The following is an 18,536-nucleotide window of genomic DNA, read 5'->3' as shown; positions in this document are numbered from 1 at the left end:
GAGGGCGGGTCTCTCCGGTATGGACGAGATCGAAGACGTCTTCGTCGCGCGACTGATGTCGACGGACCTCCACACGGTGACGCCGGACACGTTGGTCGAGGACGCGGCCGCGGTGCTGCTCGAAAACGACATCAGCTCCGTGCTGGTCGTCGACGACGACGGCGACCTCGTCGGGATCCTCACCTCGACGGACTTCGTCGACATCGTCGCCAAGAGCCAACCGAAAGCCGAGACGACCGTCGAGCGGTACATGACGCGCGACCCGATCACCACCGGCGCGCAAGACGACGTGTCGGCGGTCGCCGCGACGATGCTGGAACGCGGGTTCCACCACGTCCCGGTCGTCGACGGGAGGACCCCCATCGGCATCATCACCACCTCCGACTTCGCCGCGTACGTCTCCTCGCCGGAGTCGGTCTCCGCGTAGGGCCCGCGGGTCGGCGTCCGGTCGGCGGTCGCTCCGCGCGTCTCCGTCGCGAGGCGTCCGCGACCGCGACAAGTGACGCCACTTCCTGTGGCCGTATTACCCCGGAACGCGTACGGTGGTCCGTGTCCGATCACCTACACCTCAACCTCTTCACCATGACCTCGGTGGAGCACGTCTCGCCCGGGTCGTGGCGGTACCCCGGCGACCGGTCGGCGGACTACGCCGACCGCGAGTACTGGACCGAGGTCGCGCGCACCGCCGAGCGCGGCGGCTTCGACGCGGTGTTCTTCGCCGACGTGCGCGGAATCTACGACGTGTACGGCGACGACCGCGAGACGGCCGTCGAGCGGGCGGTCCAGACGCCAGCGAACGACCCGCAGCTGGTCGTGCCCGCGATGGCGGAGGTCACGGACGACCTCGGCTTCGCGGTGACGCGCTCGACGACGTACACCCACCCCTACCAGCTGGCGCGGGAGTTCTCGACGCTCGATCACCTCACCGACGGCCGGGTGGCGATCAACGTCGTCACCTCGTACCTGGAGTCGGCCGCGGCGAACCTCGGCCTCGACGATCGGATGGACAAGGAGACGCGCTACGACCGCGCCGACGAGTTCCTCGACGTCTGCTACGAGCTGTGGGAGGAGTCGTGGGAAGACGACGCGGTCGAGGTCGACCGCGAGGCCGGGCGGTACAGCGACCCGGAGAAGGTCCACGCGATCGATTACGAGGGCGACCACTTCTCCGTGCCGGGGCCGCACGGCTGCGAGCCGTCGCCTCAGCGCACCCCCGTCGTCTACCAGGCCGGTTCCTCCGACTACGGCCGGTCGTTCGCCGCGCGCAACGCCGAGGCCGTCTTCGCCAGCCAGCCGACCGAGGAGGGCGTCGTCGAGTACATGTCGGACGTGAAATCGCGCGCGGCCGACGCCGGGCGCGACCCCGAGAGCCTCCGCTTTTTCATCGGCGTGGTGCCGATCGTCGGCGAGACGCAGGCGCTCGCGGAGGCGAAGCACGCGGAGTACAAGCGGCACGTCGACGTCGAGGCGACGCTCGCGCTGCTGTCCGGCTTCCTCGACATGGACCTATCCGAACTCGACCCCGACCAGAAGGTCGAACACATCGAGACGGACGCGATCCAAGGGACGATGAACGCGTTCACGAAGGCGCAGCCGGACCGCGAGTGGACGGTCCGCGAAGTCGCGGAGTTCTGCGGGCTCGGCACCACCTCGCCGAAGATCGTCGGCACCCCGGAGGTGATCGCCGACGAGCTCCAGCGCTGGCACGAAGAGGTCGGCGTCCACGGGTTCAACGTCAAGGAGGTCGTCCGCCCGGACTCGCTCGTCGACTTCGTCGACCTCGTCGTCCCGGAGCTCCGCGAGCGCGGGCTCGTCCCCCCGGCCGACGCCGAGCCGCCGGGTGAGACGCTCCGCGAGCGACTCCTCGGCGAAGGACAGACGCGGCTCCGCGCCGACCACCCCGCCCGCCAGTAGCGGGAGAGAGTCCGCCGCCGAGTCGACGGGACCGGACCGCAGTCGGGCTGTTTCGGTTCCTGTTGGTCACGTGTTGTGAACATCTTGCCGCTAGCTAATACGATAACGCTGCCGCCCCCGGCACGCTTAAGTATCTACCTCCGCTTGTTTCAGGTGACGCTTCGCTTGGAGGGCCGAAGCGTCAGCGGGGACCTACTGAACGACACGCTCGTGCCACCTTTTCCCGGCACGGGCGTGCCGTTCGTTCCTTTGACTCCCGAGCTACGGGTGTTCCGTCCGTTTGCGACGACGGCGTGGTAGTGGTGGAAGCGCTCGTCACCGACCGGTGCGCCCAGCGGCATCGCACTCGCGCGCGGCGGTGGATGTGGCTGACGGGCGCCAACCGATCGTTTCAGAGGTTCTCTTGCTGGTACGCGCCGTCGTACGTCCCGTCGTGGTCGGCCTCTGCGAGCACCAGCTGCGCGATCCGCGCGCCCGGCTCGATCTCGATCGGGTGTCCCACGTCGAGGCGCCCCTCGCCGACCCCCTCGTAGCCCGCGTCCCACACCGCGGTGTCGAGGGTACAGGCGTTCCGCAGCAGCGTCGAGCGCGGGAGGACGAAGCCGATCCGCTCGTCCGGGATCCGCACCGGCTCGCCGTACCGGACGACGTAGCTCCCGCGTTCGAGCCGGTAACAGTCGCCCCGCGGCTCCAGCTCCCGGCGCTCGCCCACGCGCTTCCCGTCGCGCCCGAGCCGGCCCGGTTCCGCCTGTTCGAACAGCGCGTCGACGGTGAGGTCGACGCCGTTCGGCTGTCGCTGCGCGTCGTCGAGGTCGGCGCCGGCCGCGGAGAGCGCCGCCGCGACCGCGGCTCCCGAATCGAACATGCGCGTCCGGAACCGCGGCCGAGCCTAAACGGTGTCGACCGCGCCGCGGGTCGCTCGGGCGGAAAGCGGCAGCTCTCGCTGGAGGCGCGGAGACGGTGGTTTTCGGCCGTTTCAGGCGTTTAATGACCTAAAATACTCGGCACGGCTACGTATTTCACGGTGTATGGTACCACTGCGAGGTCACAGCGAACGTTGCCGCATCGGACGATCTAACACGGTCGATCTTCGGGAAACTCGCGGGTTTTATATCCACGGGAGAGCCAACTGCGGATGATATGGGACAAACGATTACAGAGAAGATCCTCGATGAGCATCTCGTCGAGGGCGAGCTGACGCCCGGCGAGGAGATCGGCATCGAGATAGACCAAGTGCTGACGCAGGACACCACGGGGACGATGGTGTGGCTCCAGTTCGAGGCCCTCGAAATGGACGAGGTCCAGACGGAGCTGGCCGCGCAGTACTGTGACCACCAGACGTACCAGTTCGACTTCAAGAACACTGACGACCACCGCTTCCTCCGCTCCGCGGCCGGCACGTACGGCGCGTACTTCTCGCGGCCCGGCAACGGTATCTGCCACCAAGTCCACAAGGAGAACTTCGCGGCGCCCGGCAAGACGCTGCTCGGCTCCGACTCGCACACGCCGACCCCCGGCGGGCTCGGCCAGCTCGCGATCGGCGCCGGCGGGCTCGACATCGCCGTCGCGATGGGCGGCGGCCCCTACTACGTCGAGATGCCGGAGGTCGTCAACGTCCACCTCGAGGGCGAGCTCCCCGAGTGGGCGACCGCGAAGGACATCGCGCTCCACCTGCTCGGCGAGCTGACCGTCAAGGGCGGCGTCGGCAAGATCTTCGAGTACACCGGCCCCGGCGCCGAGAAGCTCACGATCCCCGAGCGCACCACGATCACGAACCTCGGCACCGAGCTCGGCGCCACCTCCTCGATCTTCGCGACCGACGAGAAGACGAAGGACTGGCTCGCGCGCCAGGACCGCGAGGACGAGTTCGTCGACCTCCAGCCCGACGAGGACGCGGAGTACGCGGAGACGATCGAGGTCGACCTGACCGAGCTCGAGCCGCTCGTGGCCGCCCCCTCGATGCCCGACAACGTCGCCCCCGTCAGCGAGTACGAGGGCACCGACGTCGAGCAGGTCATCGTCGGCTCCTGTACCAACGGCGCCTACGAGGACATCCTCCCCAGCGCGAAGATGCTGGAGGACCGCGAGGTCGCCAAGCAGACCGAGATGATCGTCGCGCCCGGCTCGAAGCAGGCCTCCGAGATGCTGGCACGCGAGGGCTGGACCGCGGAGATGATGGCGGCCGGCGTCAACTTCTCCGAGGCGACCTGCGGCGCGTGTATCGGCATCGGTCACGTGCCCGCCTCCGACTCCGTCTCGCTGCGCACCTTCAACCGCAACTTCGAGGGCCGCTCGGGCATCGAGGACGACTCCGTCTTCCTCTGCTCGCCCGAGGTCGCCACCGCGGCGGCCATCACCGGCGAGATCGTCGACCCGCGTGACCTCGCGGACGAGCTCGGCGACCTCGAAGCGCCCGGTCTCGAAATGGGTACGAAGTACGGCCCTGGCATGGGAGAGGACGACTCCGACATCATCTCGCCCGACGAGGCGATCGACGACGGGCTCGTCAAGGGTCCGAACATCGGCGACGTGCCGCTGAAGGACGACATCGACGTGGACGGCGGCGAGGCCCTCCTCAAGATGGAGGACAACATCACCACCGACCACATCATCCCGGCGACGGCGGACATCCTGAAGTTCCGCTCGAACATCGAGAAGCTCTCCGAGTTCACGCTCTCGCGCGTCGACGACACGTTCGCCGACCGCGCGCTCGACGCCGACGGCGGCGTCCTCGTGGCCGGCGAGAACTACGGCCAGGGCTCCTCGCGCGAACACGCCGCGCTCTGTCCGATGTACCTCGGCATCGAGGCCGTCTTCGCGCAGAGCTTCGCCCGCATCCACAAGGCGAACCTGTTCAACTTCGGGATCGTCCCGCTGGCGATCGACGAGGAGACGTACGAGGAGATCGACCAGGGCGACGACCTCGAAATCGTCGACGACGTGCCCGCGGGCGTCCGCTCCGGGCAGGAGGAGTTCACCGTGAGCGTCAACGGCGAGTGGGAGTTCACCGCCGACCTCGACGCCTCCGAGCGCGAGCGCGACATCCTCGCGGCCGGCGGCAAGCTCTCGTGGGTCAAACAGCAGCACGCCGACGGCGGCTCCGGCGCGACGCCGGCCGACGACTGACGCCGCGACCGCGCGGCCGAACCCGACTTTCTTTTTTCGCTCCTCACCAGCGGCGGCGACGCGCCCGACGCGGCGAGATCGAGGCGGACCCGTCGGTGGGCGGTCGGAAAGAGATGTAGAAAACGCCGGCGGCGTCAGCGGGCCGCGGCGGCGACGCGTTCGCGCTCCTCCTTCTGCGAGATGGAGTAGGAGCCCTCGACGTCGTAGTCGGCGGCGGCGACGAGTTCGTTCGCGAGCGCCTCGGCGGCGGCGGTCGTCGACTTGTACGTCGCGCTCGCGACGGCGTCGGAGATGAAGAGCAACGCCTGATCGACGCGGCGCTGGGGCGCGACGTCGACCGCCTTCGGGACGGAGATGCCGCCGTACTTCAGGCGGACGGTCTCCTCGCGGGGCGCGGCGTTCTCGACGGCGCTCACGAGGATCTGGACCGGGTTCTCCTCGGTCCGGTCGTGAACGATGTCGAAGGCGTCGCGGACGATCCGCGTCGCCTGCTGTTTCTTCCCGGTGTTCTCCTCGGTCTGCATCAGGCGGTTGATCAGCCGCTCGACCAGGGAGATCTCCGACTTCTTGAACTGCTTCGACGCGTGGCGGCCCATCGTGTGCGCGATGGGCGTCACCGTCATGTACCGCTTCGTCGAGGGATCCTCGTAGGCGATCTCGGTGACGTCCCAGACGCCGAACAGCTTGGCGTTCTCGTTGGCGGCCTCGCTCGACGCGGGCGCGTCCGGGTCCGGCTCCTCGGCGGCGACGTCCTCCTCGGACGGCGCCTCGGTTTCCTCGCCGCTCATCTGACCGGCTTCTCCGCGTTGCCGCGAACCAGTTCGATCATCGACACGCCGTTGACCTTCTCGACTTTGTAGTTGACGCCGGAGAGGTCGCCCATCGCGCGACCCTTCGCGCCGCCGATCCCGGCGATCGTGACCTCGTCGTGCTCGTCGATGAACGAGATCGCGCCGTCACCGGGGCAGAACGCGGTGACCTGCTTCCCGTTTTTGATGAGCTGAACCCGGACGCACTTTCGGATCGCCGAGTTCGGCTGCTTTGCCTCGATGCCGACCTTTTCGAGGACGATGCCGCGCGCCTGCGGGGCACCCTCCAGAGGGTCGGACTTCGTCTTGAGCCCGCGCTCGCGCCGAGCGTACTCGGAGTCGGACCAGCGTCGCTTCTGCCGGTCCTTTTTGAGCTTACGGGCCGCGTACTTGCCGTTCGCCATCGTACGTCTACTTCCGAACGGAGCTACTTAAGCGTCGTCTTTCGCCGCCGCGAAACGCCCTCAGATCCGTCGAGAGGTACCGCTCGGGGAATCTGAGGGCGTTTCGCGGCGGAACGACGGGCGCAAAACAACGTTGAGGCGATAAGCCGCCGAGAGACGCGTTCGTTCTCCGGTCGAAGCCGGCGGAAGAGTGCGCGGGTTCGGGCGCCCTCGGCGCGCGAACCGGGGCGTCCGACCCGGGACGACCGGCGGAGCGTCGCTCCCCTCAGGTCAGCTGTACGTCGTCGACGTCGTAGTGACGCTCGGCGAGCCGGCGGGCGGTCTCGATGTTCGCACCCTCCGCGCCGATGGCGACGCCGCGGTCCGCCTCCGGAACCTCGACGTACGCCACGCGGTCGTTCTGCTCCGAGATGGTGACCGCGTTGACGGCCGCCGGCGCGAGCGTGCTCGCGACGAACGCCTCGGCGGTGTCGGCGTCCTCGACCAGTTCGATCGACTTGTCGAGCCGCCGCTCCGCCTCCGTGACGGTCTCGCCGGCCTGCCCGATCGCGGCCGCCATCTCGCCCGCGGGTACCACGAACACGAGCCGGTCGCCCTCCACGAGGCAGTCGGTCGGCGTGACGCCGGTCAGCTCGTCGAACCGACCGATGTAGCGCCGCGCCTCGTCGGAGAGCTCGACGCGCATTAGTCGTCGCTCACGACGCGCGACCCCATCCGGAGGTCGACGTCGCCGGTCCCCATCGAGATGGGCTTGCCGGCGATGACGTTCTCGATGACCCCGTCGAGGTCGTCGTACTCGCCGTGGATCGCGGCGTCGAGCAGGTGGTTCACCGTCACCTCGAACGCCGCGCGCGCGAGCACCGAGTCCTTGTTGCCGGAGATGCCGTGCCGGCCGATGGACTCGATCTCGCCGTTGTTCGTCATGATGTCGGCGACGAGCATGAGGTGGCGGACGTTCACGTCGTCGAGCCCCTGCTCTTCGAGCGTGTTCTTCGTCTCGTCGATGATCGTCTCGCGGGCCGCCTCGACGCCGAGGTTGCGGTAGATCTCGTGGATGTTGTTACACGTCGTCCGCGAGGCGTCGACGCCCTCGATGTCGAGGGTGTCGCCGAACGCCGACCCCTCGGTGTAGAGGACGAACTCCTCGTCGCCGTCGATCTCCTCTTTGCGGATGACGACGCGCTCGATCTCTTCGATCCCCTTGAAGACGATCTCCCGGAGCCGCTCGACGAGTTGGAGCAGCTCGCGGTAGCTCGGCTCGTTGGGGCCGAACTCGATCACGGTGCCGGCCTGCCGGGCGTCGACGCCTAACGCGTCCTCGATCGTCTCGGCGATGATCCCCGCGATCTCCGTCGGGTCGGAGTGGGTGGGCCACCGCTCCAAGAGGGTGTCGTCGTTTAAGTCGATCCGGACCAGCATGTCCGCGACGTTGGTCGATACGTCGCCGAGCGCGAGGATGCGCGTCGCCTCGATCGACCAGACGACCTCGTGGGCCTTCTCGCGGTCCGTCGCGTACTCCCCGTCGAGGTGGACCGTCATCATCGGCGTGTCCGGCGTCTTCCGGGCGTCCACCAGCTCGATGAGTCGGGGGAGCCCCTGCGTGACGTCGATTTCTGCGACGCCAGCGTAGTGAAAAGTATTCATTGTCATCTGAGTACCGGGTTCACCAATCGATTGGGCAGAAACAGTGCCCACAGGGTCCAAGGGATCAACCCGCGTCTGCTCGTAGCGGTTCTCGACGCCCTCGGCGATGTCGGTCGCCTGCTCGATGGTGACCTCGCCGGCCTCCTCGGCCTTCCGGTCGATCGCCTCGTACACCTTCGTCCTGAGTCGGCGGGGGAGCTCGGTCGCCTCCACGACCGCCTCCATGTCGTCGGTGACGTTGTCGTACTCAGTCATCGGACTCCACCCCCGGCCCGCCGGCCTTGTTGAGCCCCGGCCCGGCGTGCTCCGAGAGGTTCGTCGGCGGCTCGCGCTCGCCGAGGAACCGCTCCTTCTCCTCGTCGGAGGCGAACTCGGCGTCGACCACGCGGTCGACGATCCCATCGACGTCGATGCCGTCCTCCTCGCCGGAGGAGACCTTCACGGGCGAGGTGCCGTCCTCGCCGAACTCGAACTGGACGATCCGGCCCGAGGTGTCCCGGACCGTGCCGTCGTACTGCGCCTCCAGCTCGGAGAGCGCGTTGATGAGCCGACGCTGGAGGTAACCGGACTTGGAGGTCCGGACCGCCGTGTCGACGAGCCCCTCGCGGCCGCCCATCGCGTGGAAGAAGAACTCCTGCGGGGTGAGCCCGCCGCGGTAGGAGTTTTCCACGAAGCCGTGGGCCTCAGAGGAGAGGTCGTTCGGTCGGTAGTGCGAGAGCGTCCGGTCCTCGTAGCCGCGGTTGATCCGCTCGCCGCGGACCGCCTGTTGGCCGACCGACCCGGCCATCTGCGTCAGGTTCAGCATCGAACCGCGGGCGCCCGAGCGCGCCATCACGACCGCCGGGTTGTCGTCGCCGAAGTGCTGGTCGGCGATCTCCCCGGCCGAGTCGCGGGCCTTCCCGAGCGTCTGCATGATCTTCATCTCGAGCGTCTCGTCGACGCCGCGGCCCGGCAGCGACTCCAGCTCGTCGGCCTCGTACGTCGCGATGAGCTCCTGAACGCGGTCGTAGGCGCTCTCGATCGCTTCGTCGACTTGCTCTTCGGCCTCCGGCGGGATCGACTCGTCGTCGATCCCGATCGAGAACCCGAAGTTCATGATCGCGCGCATCGCCAGCGACGCGATCTCGTTGATGAACACGCGGGCGCGGGTCTCGCCGTACTCCTTCGTGAGCGTGTCGACGACCTCGCCGCCGAACGCGCCGACCGCGTCCTCGTCGATGGTCCCCTCTATCAGCTGTCCGTCCTCGATGACGACGCTGTCGCCGGCCGAGGAGGTAAAGGAGAGGTCGAGGTCGTCCGGGAGCAGCTCCGAGAACAGCGTCCGGCCGGTCCAGAACTCGCGGCCGTCGTCGTCGACGCCGTCCGCCTCGGGCAGTTCGTCCACGCGCGTGGCGCGGAGCAGGTCCAGCGCCTGCGTCTCCGTGAACTTGGGGTTCGAGTGGGTGAGCAGGTAGGTGCCGGAGATGTGGTCCTGGATCGCGCCGATGATGTTCCCGCCGAACCGGGGCGAGAGGATCTGCTCTTGGACGCGCATGAGGACGCGGGCCTCGGCGCGGGCCTCCTCGTTTTGGAGCGCGTGCATGTTCATCTCGTCGCCGTCGAAGTCGGCGTTGTACGGCGGGCAGACGACAGTGTTGAGCCGGAACGTCTTGTACGGCATCACCACGACCTCGTGGGCCATGATGGACATCCGGTGGAGCGACGGCTGTCGGTTGAAGATCACGATGTCGCCGTCCACGAGGTGGCGGTTCACCTCCCAGTCGGCATCGACCTTCTCGGCGAGCTCCTCGCAGTTCTTCTCGGTCACCTTCAGCCGGCGGCCGTCGGGACGGCGCACGTAGTTCGCGCCGGGGTGGGCCTCGGGCCCGTTGCGCACGTACTGCCGCGCCTCCTCGACGTTGCGCTCGGTGACGTTGAGCGTCTGGGTCATCTCCTTGGCGACCCGGTCCGGAACACCGACCTCGTTCAGCGAGAGGGTCGGGTCCGGCGAGATAACGGTCCGGGCGGAGAAGTTGACGCGCTTTCCGGAGAGCGAGCCGCGGAAGCGGCCCTCCTTCCCCTTCAGCCGCTGACTGAGGGTCTTGAGGGGACGGCCGGAGCGGTGTCGCGCCGGCGGCGTCCCGCTGATCTCGTTGTCGACGAAGGTGGTGACGTGGTACTGGAGCAGCTCCCAGAGGTCCTCGATGATCAGCTGCGGAGCGCCGGCCTCGCGGTTCTCCATGAACCGCTGGTTGATCCGGATGATGTCGACCAGCTTGTGGGTGAGGTCGTCCTCGGAGCGCTGGCCGTTGTCGAGCGTGATCGAGGGACGAGTGGTCACCGGCGGGACCGGGAGCACTGTCAGGATCATCCACTCGGGGCGGGAGTGCTCGGAGTCGATGCCGAGGACCTCGAGGTCCTCGTCCGGGATGTCCTCGAACCAGTCGCGGATGTCCGAGGGCATCAGCTTGTTCATGTCCTCCTCAGTGAGGTCGACGTCCAGCGCCTTCTCGATGGCGCGGCGGTCCTCCTTGCGCGGGCGGAACTCGCCGGCCATGATCTCGTTGATCCGGTCGACGGCGATGTCCGTCTTCTCGGCGAGCTCCTGCGGCGAGGTGCCCGGGTCGTCTTCCTCCTCATCGGGCTGCATCGCGGCCGCGATTCGCTCGGAGTAGTCTCCGGAGAGCACGTCCTGAACCTCGTAGTAGGTGGTCGGCTTCTCGTGTTTGATGTCCGCCTGCGGCTCGCCGCAGAACGGGCACGTCGACGCCTTGCGGGCCTGCCGGACGGCGGCCTTCAGCACGTCGTGTTCGTCGTCGCCGAGCTCCTTCGCCCGCTCGTAGCGGTCGCGGAACTCGTCGCGCTGGGCGTCGTCCAGGGCGAGCCGACCGCACTCGCGGCACGTCGAGCGCAGCAGCCGCCGGATGAGCTTCGTGAAGCCCACGTGGATGACCGGCGCGGCCAGCTCGATGTGGCCGAAGTGGCCGTTACAGGAGCCGGAGTGGGAGCCGCAGGTCCGGCACTCCAGGCCGGGGTCGATGACCCCCAGTCGCGGGTCCATCAGCCCCATGTCGATCGGATAGCCGTCGTCGTCGTACGTGTCGGCCGTGATCACCTTCGTCGCGGACATGTCCCGGTACGTCTCCGGGTCCATGAGGCCGAAGTCGATCCCGCCGAGCACTTTCGGTGTTTGCATTGACATCTAAATCGCGTCCTCCAGTTCGAGTTTCGGTCGGATGCCGAGGGCGATCATCTCGTCGAGCAGCAGCTTGAACGCGTAGCTGACCTCCAGCTCGTGGATGTCGTCCTCGTCGCCCGTGACCGGGTCGTACACGCGGCGCTGCTCGCGGTCCTCGACGGCGACGAGCCCGGTCTCCGCTGAGACGTGGACCGTTTCGGCGTCAGAGGACTCCAGCAGCCGCTCGTTGAGCACCATCGACGCGCCGTGGCCGATGATCGTGTCGCGCTCCATCTCCCCGACGCGCAGCCCGCCCTCGCGGGCGCGCCCCTCGGTCGGCTGGCGCGTGAGCACCTGGACCGGCCCGCGCGAGCGGGCGTGGAGCTTGTTCGACACCATGTGGTACAGCTTGTGGTAGAAGATCGTCCCGACGAAGATCTCGGCGTCGATCTTCTCGCCGGTGACGCCGGAGTACATGACCTCCTTGCCGGAGGACTCGAAGCCGTACTCCTCCAGCTGACCGCGGAGCTCCTCCTCGTCTTCCCCCTGGAACGGCGTCCCGTCGACGCGCGAGCCGCGGAGCGAGCCGACCTTCCCGCCGAGCATCTCCAGCACGTGGCCGACCGTCATCCGCGACGGCAGCGCGTGCGGATTCATCACGAGGTCCGGGACGACCCCCTCCTCGGTGAACGGCATGTCCTCCTGGGGCGCGAGGTGGCCGACGACGCCCTTCTGTCCGTGTCGGGACGCGAACTTGTCGCCCAGTTCGGGGACGCGCTGGTCGCGCACCTTCACCTTCGAGAGCTTGGAGCCGTCCTCGCCTTCCATCAGCGTCACCGTGTCGACGACGCCCGATTCGCCCGAGCGCATCGTCACGGAGGTCTCGCGGCGCTTCTGCGGTGAGAGCCCGCCCATGTCGTCCGGCTCTTCGAGGAAGCGCGGCGGACTGGTCTTCCCGAGCAGGACGGACGACTCGTCGACCTTCGTCTCGGGGTTGACGAGGCCGTCCTCGTCGAGGTGGGTGTACGCGTCCTCGCCGCGCGCGCCGCGAACGTCCTGGTCCGGAATCTCGAAGCGGTCCTCCTGGCCGCCGGGGTACCGGCGCTCCTCGCCCTCGTAGGTCCGGAAGAAGTGCGATCGGGTGAGCGCGCGGTCGACGGAGCCCTGGTTCATCACCAGCGCGTCCTCGATGTTGAAGCCCTCGTAGGACATCACGGCGACGACGAAGTTCTGCGCCGCCGGCCGCTTGTCGAAGCTGATCTGGTCGGACGTCTGCGTCTTCACCATCGCCAGCTGCGGGTAGTGTAGGAGGTGCTGACGCGTGTCCGGCCGGATGCGGTAGTTGGCCGAGGGGAGCCCGAGCGACTGCTTCATCATCCCCGCGCCCATGGTGATCCGCGGGCTCGCGTTGTGCTCGGGGTACGGAATCATCCCCGCGCCGATGCCGAAGACGAGCTGCGGGTCGATCTCGAGGTGCGTGTGGTCCTCGGTCACGTCCTCCTCGTCGACCGCGACGAGGATGTCCTCCTCCTCCTCCGCGTCGATGAACTCGACGTAGCCGCGCTCGACGAGGTCCTCGAACTCGACGTCGCCGCGTTCGAGGGCCTCGATCTCCTCGTCGCCGAGGAGCGGCTCGCCGTTCTCGACGACGATGAGCGGGCGTCGCGCCCGCCCCGCGTCGGCGTTGACGATGACCTCGCGGGTCCGGTCTTTCACCGAGACGTTCACCATCTCCGAGACGTCGCCGCGGCGGCGCGCCTCGCGTATCTGTTCGGCGAGCTCGTCCGGGTTTTCGTGGGTGCCGACGAGGCTCCCGTTGACGTACACCTTCGCTTCGCGTTCTGCTTGTGCCATGATCAGTCGTCCGCCGTCTGTCGTTCGACGCCCTCGATGCCGGGGATCCCCTCGACACCCATCGACGCCAGTTCTCGTTTCAGCCCCTGTTCGTCCTCAACCGTCTGCGAGAGCTCCATCGCCTGCGCGAAGTTCTTCACGAGCCCGCAGTTCGGCCCCTCCGGCGTCTCGGAGGGACAGATGCGACCCCACTGGGTCGCGTGGAGGTCCCGCGCCTCGAAGTGCGGCTGCGACCGCGACAGCGGCGAGCGCAGGCGCCGCAGGTGCGAGAGCACGCCCATGTAGTCGGTCCGGTCGACGAGCTGGGAGACGCCCGAGCGGCCGCCGACCCAGTTCCCCGTCGCGATCGGGTGTTCGAGGCGCTCGGTCAGCACGTCGGAGCGGACCACCGTGTTGACGGTGAGCTGCCGGTTCCGCATGTTCGCGCGCTCCAGCTGGTACTTCACGTCGCGCGCCAGCTTGTTGAGAGCGGTCCGGAACAGGTCGCGCATCAGGTCGCCGGAGACCTTCAGGCGCTTGTTCGCGTAGTGGTCCTTGTCGTCGGCCTCGCGGCGGTCGAGAGCGAGCTCGAAGCACGCCTCGGCCATCCGGCAGAGGTAGTACGCCTTGTTGATCCGCACGTCCTCCTCGTCGACGCCCTCCTCGTGGAGGTGCGGGAGGAGGTAGCGGTCGATGACGTAGTTCGCCCGCTTGAGCTGGTAGTTCTTCCCCTGACCGCTCGCGACGCGCTCGCCGAGGGTCTCGATTGCCTCCTCGGTCGTCTGGACCGAGGCCTCCTCTAAGTTCTCCAGCATGAACTTCACGATCTCGGGGTCGTCCGAGACGCGGTGGACGATCTCCTCGTCGGATTCGAGCCCGAGCGCGCGGACGAGCGTCACGAAGTCGATGGATCCGGAGACGGAGGGGAACGACACTTCGAGCAGCCCCTCGCGGTTGCGTTCACAGAGCACTAAGGCGCGGTAGCCCCGGCGCTGGGAGAACGTCTTCGCGACCTGGATCTCGTCGCCGTACTTCGAGTCGTACTCGGCGAGGATCTTGTTCGGCGCCAGGTCCTCCGAGGTCATCAGCACGCGCTCGGAGCCGTTGACGATGAAGTAGCCGCCGGGGTCGACGGGGTCCTCGCCGATGTCGATGAGCTCCTCGTCGGAGAAGCCCGCCATGTTACACTTGTCCGAGCCGACCATGATCGGCATCCGACCGACCTTCGTCTCGGTCGTGTCGACGACCTGCTCCGGTTCGTCCTCGCCGCCGCGGACGATGGACATCTCCATGAACACGGGCGCCGAGTAGGTGATGTTGCGGAGGCGCGCCTCCTGGGGATAGAGCAGCTCCTCGGAGCCGTCGGCCTCGCGGACGCGCGGGGTGACCATCCGCACGTCGCCGAGCTCGACGTAGACGGGCTCCTGGCCCTCCTTGTCGCCGATGTCCGTCTCGATCGTCTCCTTCTCGTCGACGACTTCCTGCATGCCGCGGTCCAGGAAGTTGTTGAACGAGCGGAAGTGGTGTTCGGCGAGCCGTTCGTCGGAGAAGTATTCGCGTGAAACCACGCGTCGGTCTTGCCTGTTCATGAGACGACCAGTCGATACACGACCGCCTCGTCGGTCGTGCGGGAGTCGCGGACGATCTTCACCACGTCCCCGACCTCGGCCTCGTCGGGGAGCGCGGGATCCGTGCGTTTGATCTTCGGTAAGTTCGTTTTCTTCACGTCGTACTCCGCCAGGACCTCTTCGACCTCCTCGGGGTCGTCGAGGAGGACGTGGTCCGGGACGAGTTCGTGTTGGCTTACGTCTACCATGGGTGCTGGTGGTGGGGAGAAGCTATCACGAGATACTACAGGCAGGTATATGCGCCAGCGTCATAAGACTTACCAAGCGCCGCCGCGCGCGGCTCACGGGTCGCGGGGCGTTCGACACTCCCACACACGCGAGGTTGACACAAAAGGATATCGGAGGTGGCCCCCCTGTCACCGGACCCCATCCTCGTCGGCGATGACAAGCCTTATTTGCCAGACAGGGATACGAACTGGTACGACAAGCCCGGATGGTGTAGTGGCCCATCATACGACCCTGTCACGGTCGTGACGCGGGTTCAAATCCCGCTCCGGGCGTCCCCGGTTTCGGGGCGCTGTCGCTTGGTTGCCCGGATGGTGTAGTGGCCCATCATACGACCCTGTCACGGTCGTGACGCGGGTTCAAATCCCGCTCCGGGCGTTTCTGCTGTCGCAATTGCGAGCGAGGAGCGGTAGCGACGAGCGAGTACCGCGACAGCAGAAACCGTCGAAGGGATTTGAGTCAGGGAGTGAAGCGAGCGTAGCGAGCGGAACAACCGGGGTTCAAATCCCGCTCCGGGCGTTTCTGTCGACGCCGACTACGAGCGAGGAGCGGCAGCGACGGGCGAGTCCGGCGTCGACCCACCTTCCGGGCTACAGGTCCAGTTCCGCCCGCAGGTCGTCGACGAGGGACTCGGTCTTCGCGTCCGGGTCCTCGTCGGTGTCGACCGGGGGGCGCCCGTCGTACGTCTCGTGGACCATCGAGACCCCCTCGGCGAGCGTGTCGAGGCCGTATCCGCCCTCCAGCACGTACGCGTGGGCGGCGCCGGCGTCATCGGCGAGCGTCCGGATCCGGTCGGTCAACAGCGCGTACCCCTCCGAGGAGACGCGCATCCGCGAGATGGGGTCGTGGCGGTGCGCGTCGAACCCCGCCGAGACGATCAGCAGGTCGGGGTCGAACCGATCGATCGCAGGCCCGATCCCCTCGTCGACGGCGTAGAGGTAGTCGGCGTCGCCGGCACCGGCCGCCAGCGGGAGGTTCACGGTCGTCCCGTCGCCGTCTCCCTCGCCGGTCTCGTCGAGGTCCCCCGTGTCCGGGTAGAGGCCGTCCTCGTGGATCGACGCGTAGAGGACGTCGCCGCGGTCGTAGAAGATGTCCTGCGTGCCGTTCCCGTGGTGCACGTCCCAGTCGAAGATCGCGACGCGGTCAGCGAGGTCCTCGTCGAGGGCGGTCTGGGCCGCGACGGCGGCGTTGTTGAAGAAGCAGAACCCCATCGCGTCGTCGGTGACGGCGTGGTGGCCCGGCGGGCGGCCGATCGCGAACGGGGTCTGCCGCCCGGTCGAGCCGTCGAGCGCCGCGCGGGCGGCCCACTGGGCGAGCCCGGCCGAGGTGAGCGCCGCGTCCCACGTCCCGTCGCTGGCAACGGTGTCGGGGTCCCAGCTGCCGCCGCCGTCCGCGACGAACGACTCCAGTTCGTCGACGTAATCGGGGTCGTGAACGGCCGAGACGGCCGCCTTCGCCGCGGGATCGGCCTCGACGTACTCGACGCCGTGCCGCTTCGCGAGACCGCGGCGGATCGCGCGGAGTCGGTCCGGGTTCTCCGGGTGTCGCTCGCCGGTGTCGTGGTCGAGACACCGCTCGCTGTAGCCAAACTGCATCTACTCGAACAACGCGAAGTACGTCTCGATGTCCTCGGCCTGTACGGTCCGTCGGTCCGCGTGCCGGGCCAGTGTCGCGGCCGCGCTCGCGACGTTGTCGGCGTAGTCTTCCAAAATGTCGGCCAGCGCGACGCGCGCGTCGACGCCGACCCGATAGCGGTCGTCGATCCGGAGTCGAGCGATCCGGTCGATGGGCGCGACCGGGAGCGTGAGATCTTCCCGGCCGACGACCTGCTCGACGCCGAAGTCCGCGGCCATCAGCGTCTTCCGGCCGTCCGCGGTCGCCTGCTCGGCCGCGTCGACGGCGAGCTCGGCGCCGTGCGATTGGATCCGTCGCGCGAGCTCCTCGGCGGCGTCCGCGCTGACGCGGAGTTCCCCCGCGTTCCGCCGGATGATCCCGTCGACCGGCGCGAACGGTAACTCGACACTCATACACACAGTCGCGTCCGTGTGTCGTATAACGCTTTCCGTTACCCGCTTTGCCGCCGGATCCGGACGGGCCGCCGCGGCGGTCGGGCGCGTCAGAAGACGTCGTCGGCGTCGATGGTCCCGTCGCGCTCCGGGCCGCGGACGGTTATCTCCTCGCCGAGCCGGAGGCTCGCGTCGGTGTCGACCGATTTCGTCTGCTGTCCGTCGTCGAGCACGACCGGGTCCCCGGTCTGGACGACCGTGCCGGTGAACTCGACGGCGCCGTCCGATCGCTCCGCCGCCGCGGTCGCCGCGCCGCCGCTCGCACCGCTCCCTTCCTCGTCGCCGGCCTCACCGGCGACGGCCTCGGCCGCCGCCTTCTTGCCGTCATCGGAGAAGGCACCGAGGCCGGTTTCGTTCGACCCGCGGCCGTCTCCGTCGCCCCCGGTGCTTCCGGCCCCGGACGCGCCGCCCGCGACGCCGGCCGCCGCGTCGCTCCCCTCGTCGAGGACGGAGACGGTCGAGCGCCAGTTCGCGGACGCCTCGAGGTCGTCCTGCCAGCCGTCCTGGATCTCGACGTCGGTGAAGACGACCCGATCGGCCAGTTCGATCTCGCGGTCGGCCTTGTCGCCCCACAGCGCGACGCGGATCTCGCCGGTCTCGTCTTTGATCCGGACGTTGCGGACCTGTCCCTCGCTGCCGTCGTCGCGGTCGAACGTCCGCTTCGGGTCGGTCTCGATGACGCCGCCCCCGATGTCGACGGTCTGGCCGATCTCGAGGTCGGCGATGTCGGTGGTCTCCGGGACGTACTCGACGTCCTCGTCGACGCGCTCGACCGTGCCGCGGTCGCCGACGTGGAGTTCCAGGTCGCCGTCGCGCTCGCGGACGTAGCCGTCGCCGACCTCGACGACCTCGCCCGCCGCGAACTCCTCGGCGAGGTCGGCCTTCCCGTCCCAGAGCGTGACGCGCACGCGCCCCGTCTCGTCGCCGAGCGTGAGGTTGGCGACGCGTCCCTCGCTGCCGTCGTCGCGGTCGAACGTCCGGATCGAGTCGGTGTCTAACACCTGCCCCACGAGGTCCACGTCGGACGCCCCGAGCGTCAGGTCCTCGACGCGGTAGGTGTCGAGCACTTGGACGTCGACCTCGGCGTCCTCGTCCGGCTCGACCTTGTCCGCGCTCACTTCGAGGCCGCTGTACCCCTCCTTGGGACGGCCCATGACGCGGAGGACCTGCCCGACTTCGAGCTCCTCCTCGGCCGCCGCGGCCATGTCGTCCCACAGTGCGACCCGGACGGAGCCGGAGGCGTCGGCGACATCGACGTTACACACGCGACCCTCCTCCGCGTCCTCGTCGTCGCGCTCGAAGGTCCGGATCTCGCCGATGGCTGTCACCTTGCCGAGGAACTTCACCTCGTTCATCCCCGGTTCGATGTCGGCGATGGTGTCGGCCTCCTCGTCGCGCAGTTCGTGTGCGATGAGCATCGCGGCGGTCTCCTCGTCCGCGAGCCCGCCCATCTGCTCGACCTTGTCCTCGACGGCGGCCTCGAACTCCTCGAACTCGACGTCGGTGTCGAGGTCCTCGTACACCTCCTCTATGGCGCCCATACTCGTCCCTCCGTGGTCGACGGGTTCGCGCATAAGCGTTGCCGTTGGCCGGGGGTCGCGCCGGGCACCCCCCGGTCGGCACGGGGACCGGAGCGGGTCGCGGTCGCGGCTCGAAAGCGTCTCATGGGCGTTCATGGGTCCCGTCGATACAAAAGGTGTTCATCCGGCACGGGGAGTATGCGGACCGCA

General features: G+C 68.1%; 15 protein-coding genes and 2 tRNA genes. 5 read left to right on the top strand and 12 right to left on the bottom strand.

Annotated elements, in window-relative coordinates:
• Positions 1-19: 19 nt before the first annotated feature.
• Both EXE51_RS01990 and EXE51_RS01985 read left to right on the top strand, forming a co-directional pair.
• On the top strand, positions 20-427 hold the full coding sequence (locus EXE51_RS01990) for a cyclic nucleotide-binding/CBS domain-containing protein (RefSeq protein WP_049932217.1): 408 nt from the start codon (positions 20-22) through the stop codon (positions 425-427).
• 122 nt (positions 428-549) lie between these two features.
• Positions 550-1,914 (top strand): LLM class flavin-dependent oxidoreductase, encoded by a 1,365-nt coding sequence (locus EXE51_RS01985; RefSeq protein ID WP_086219935.1) that lies wholly within the window; start codon positions 550-552, stop codon positions 1,912-1,914.
• Between the two features lie 391 nt (positions 1,915-2,305).
• Here the strand turns inward: EXE51_RS01985 and EXE51_RS01980 are convergent, their stop codons facing one another.
• The gene (locus EXE51_RS01980) at positions 2,306-2,779 is read right to left on the bottom strand and encodes a deoxyuridine 5'-triphosphate nucleotidohydrolase (protein ID WP_049932211.1); all 474 of its coding nucleotides are present in this window, start codon (positions 2,777-2,779) and stop codon (positions 2,306-2,308) included.
• A gap of 275 nt (positions 2,780-3,054) precedes the next feature.
• On the opposite strand from EXE51_RS01980, the gene EXE51_RS01975 reads away from it, so the two are divergent.
• On the top strand, positions 3,055-5,040 hold the full coding sequence (locus tag EXE51_RS01975; RefSeq protein ID WP_049932208.1) for an aconitate hydratase: 1,986 nt from the start codon (positions 3,055-3,057) through the stop codon (positions 5,038-5,040).
• A gap of 134 nt (positions 5,041-5,174) precedes the next feature.
• On the opposite strand, the gene EXE51_RS01970 is transcribed toward EXE51_RS01975, so the two are convergent.
• The 8 genes from EXE51_RS01970 to EXE51_RS01935 all read right to left on the bottom strand — a co-directional run bounded on the left by EXE51_RS01970 (position 5,175) and on the right by EXE51_RS01935 (position 14,703).
• The gene (locus tag EXE51_RS01970) at positions 5,175-5,828 is read right to left on the bottom strand and encodes a 30S ribosomal protein S7 (protein ID WP_049932207.1); all 654 of its coding nucleotides are present in this window, start codon (positions 5,826-5,828) and stop codon (positions 5,175-5,177) included.
• Positions 5,825-6,253 carry a 30S ribosomal protein S12 gene (locus EXE51_RS01965; protein WP_006111505.1) on the bottom strand — a complete coding sequence of 143 codons (429 nt, stop codon included), beginning with the start codon at positions 6,251-6,253 and terminating at the stop codon, positions 5,825-5,827. The genes EXE51_RS01970 and EXE51_RS01965 overlap by 4 nt, the downstream gene beginning before the upstream one ends.
• A 265-nt stretch (positions 6,254-6,518) precedes the next feature.
• Positions 6,519-6,938 carry a NusA-like transcription termination signal-binding factor gene (locus EXE51_RS01960; RefSeq protein ID WP_049932204.1) on the bottom strand — a complete coding sequence of 140 codons (420 nt, stop codon included), beginning with the start codon at positions 6,936-6,938 and terminating at the stop codon, positions 6,519-6,521.
• Positions 6,938-8,152, bottom strand: a complete 1,215-nt coding sequence (gene rpoA2, locus EXE51_RS01955; protein WP_049932202.1) for a DNA-directed RNA polymerase subunit A'' — start codon at positions 8,150-8,152, stop codon at positions 6,938-6,940. Before rpoA2 ends, EXE51_RS01960 begins: the two co-directional genes overlap by 1 nt.
• Positions 8,145-11,072 carry a DNA-directed RNA polymerase subunit A' gene (locus tag EXE51_RS01950; protein ID WP_137692014.1) on the bottom strand — a complete coding sequence of 976 codons (2,928 nt, stop codon included), beginning with the start codon at positions 11,070-11,072 and terminating at the stop codon, positions 8,145-8,147. The genes rpoA2 and EXE51_RS01950 overlap by 8 nt, the downstream gene beginning before the upstream one ends.
• Positions 11,073-11,078: 6 nt before the next feature.
• Positions 11,079-12,908, bottom strand: coding sequence for a DNA-directed RNA polymerase subunit B (rpoB, locus tag EXE51_RS01945; RefSeq protein WP_004599095.1), 1,830 nt, complete (start codon positions 12,906-12,908; stop codon positions 11,079-11,081).
• Between the two features lie 2 nt (positions 12,909-12,910).
• Positions 12,911-14,476, bottom strand: coding sequence for a DNA-directed RNA polymerase subunit B'' (locus tag EXE51_RS01940; RefSeq protein ID WP_006111499.1), 1,566 nt, complete (start codon positions 14,474-14,476; stop codon positions 12,911-12,913).
• The gene (locus EXE51_RS01935) at positions 14,473-14,703 is read right to left on the bottom strand and encodes a DNA-directed RNA polymerase subunit H (protein ID WP_004599097.1); all 231 of its coding nucleotides are present in this window, start codon (positions 14,701-14,703) and stop codon (positions 14,473-14,475) included. Before EXE51_RS01935 ends, EXE51_RS01940 begins: the two co-directional genes overlap by 4 nt.
• Positions 14,704-14,942: 239 nt before the next feature.
• Here EXE51_RS01935 and EXE51_RS01930 point away from each other — a divergent pair.
• Together EXE51_RS01930 and EXE51_RS01925 are read left to right on the top strand one after the other, a co-directional pair.
• A tRNA-Asp gene (locus EXE51_RS01930) sits at positions 14,943-15,015 on the top strand.
• A gap of 30 nt (positions 15,016-15,045) precedes the next feature.
• Positions 15,046-15,118 (top strand) — tRNA-Asp (locus EXE51_RS01925).
• Between the two features lie 212 nt (positions 15,119-15,330).
• On the opposite strand, the gene EXE51_RS01920 is transcribed toward EXE51_RS01925, so the two are convergent.
• From EXE51_RS01920 to EXE51_RS01910, 3 genes are all read right to left on the bottom strand, one after another.
• Entirely contained in the window at positions 15,331-16,335 is a 1,005-nt protein-coding gene (locus EXE51_RS01920) for a histone deacetylase (protein WP_049932199.1), read from the bottom strand.
• Complete coding sequence (locus tag EXE51_RS01915; protein ID WP_049932198.1) at positions 16,336-16,767, bottom strand: histone family protein; 432 nt, start codon at positions 16,765-16,767, stop codon at positions 16,336-16,338. It abuts the gene before it with no gap.
• Positions 16,768-16,856: 89 nt separating this feature from the next.
• Positions 16,857-18,347 carry a single-stranded DNA binding protein gene (locus EXE51_RS01910; RefSeq protein ID WP_179231124.1) on the bottom strand — a complete coding sequence of 497 codons (1,491 nt, stop codon included), beginning with the start codon at positions 18,345-18,347 and terminating at the stop codon, positions 16,857-16,859.
• Positions 18,348-18,536 lie beyond the last annotated feature (189 nt).

It is taken from the genome of Halorubrum sp. CGM5_25_10-8B, assembly GCF_005435095.1.
Lineage (GTDB): Archaea > Halobacteriota > Halobacteria > Halobacteriales > Haloferacaceae > Halorubrum > Halorubrum ezzemoulense.
Note: the sequence above shows the minus strand (reverse complement) of the source record. Positions and strands in the feature narration are given on the sequence as shown.

Bases quoted from the DNA above. Each gene is read 5' to 3' on its own strand.
- EXE51_RS01920 (WP_049932199.1), bottom strand. From the start codon at position 16,335: ATGCAGTTTGGCTACAGCGAGCGGTGTCTCGACCACGACACCGGCGAG.
- EXE51_RS01960 (WP_049932204.1), bottom strand. From the start codon at position 6,938: ATGCGCGTCGAGCTCTCCGACGAGGCGCGGCGCTACATCGGTCGGTTC.
- EXE51_RS01970 (WP_049932207.1), bottom strand. From the start codon at position 5,828: ATGAGCGGCGAGGAAACCGAGGCGCCGTCCGAGGAGGACGTCGCCGCC.
- EXE51_RS01975 (WP_049932208.1), top strand. From the start codon at position 3,055: ATGGGACAAACGATTACAGAGAAGATCCTCGATGAGCATCTCGTCGAG.
- rpoA2 (WP_049932202.1), bottom strand. From the start codon at position 8,152: ATGACTGAGTACGACAACGTCACCGACGACATGGAGGCGGTCGTGGAG.
- EXE51_RS01915 (WP_049932198.1), bottom strand. From the start codon at position 16,767: ATGAGTGTCGAGTTACCGTTCGCGCCGGTCGACGGGATCATCCGGCGG.
- EXE51_RS01935 (WP_004599097.1), bottom strand. From the start codon at position 14,703: ATGGTAGACGTAAGCCAACACGAACTCGTCCCGGACCACGTCCTCCTC.
- EXE51_RS01980 (WP_049932211.1), bottom strand. From the start codon at position 2,779: ATGTTCGATTCGGGAGCCGCGGTCGCGGCGGCGCTCTCCGCGGCCGGC.
- EXE51_RS01910 (WP_179231124.1), bottom strand. From the start codon at position 18,347: ATGGGCGCCATAGAGGAGGTGTACGAGGACCTCGACACCGACGTCGAG.
- EXE51_RS01950 (WP_137692014.1), bottom strand. From the start codon at position 11,072: ATGCAAACACCGAAAGTGCTCGGCGGGATCGACTTCGGCCTCATGGAC.
- EXE51_RS01965 (WP_006111505.1), bottom strand. From the start codon at position 6,253: ATGGCGAACGGCAAGTACGCGGCCCGTAAGCTCAAAAAGGACCGGCAG.
- rpoB (WP_004599095.1), bottom strand. From the start codon at position 12,908: ATGGCACAAGCAGAACGCGAAGCGAAGGTGTACGTCAACGGGAGCCTC.
- EXE51_RS01990 (WP_049932217.1), top strand. From the start codon at position 20: ATGGACGAGATCGAAGACGTCTTCGTCGCGCGACTGATGTCGACGGAC.
- EXE51_RS01940 (WP_006111499.1), bottom strand. From the start codon at position 14,476: ATGAACAGGCAAGACCGACGCGTGGTTTCACGCGAATACTTCTCCGAC.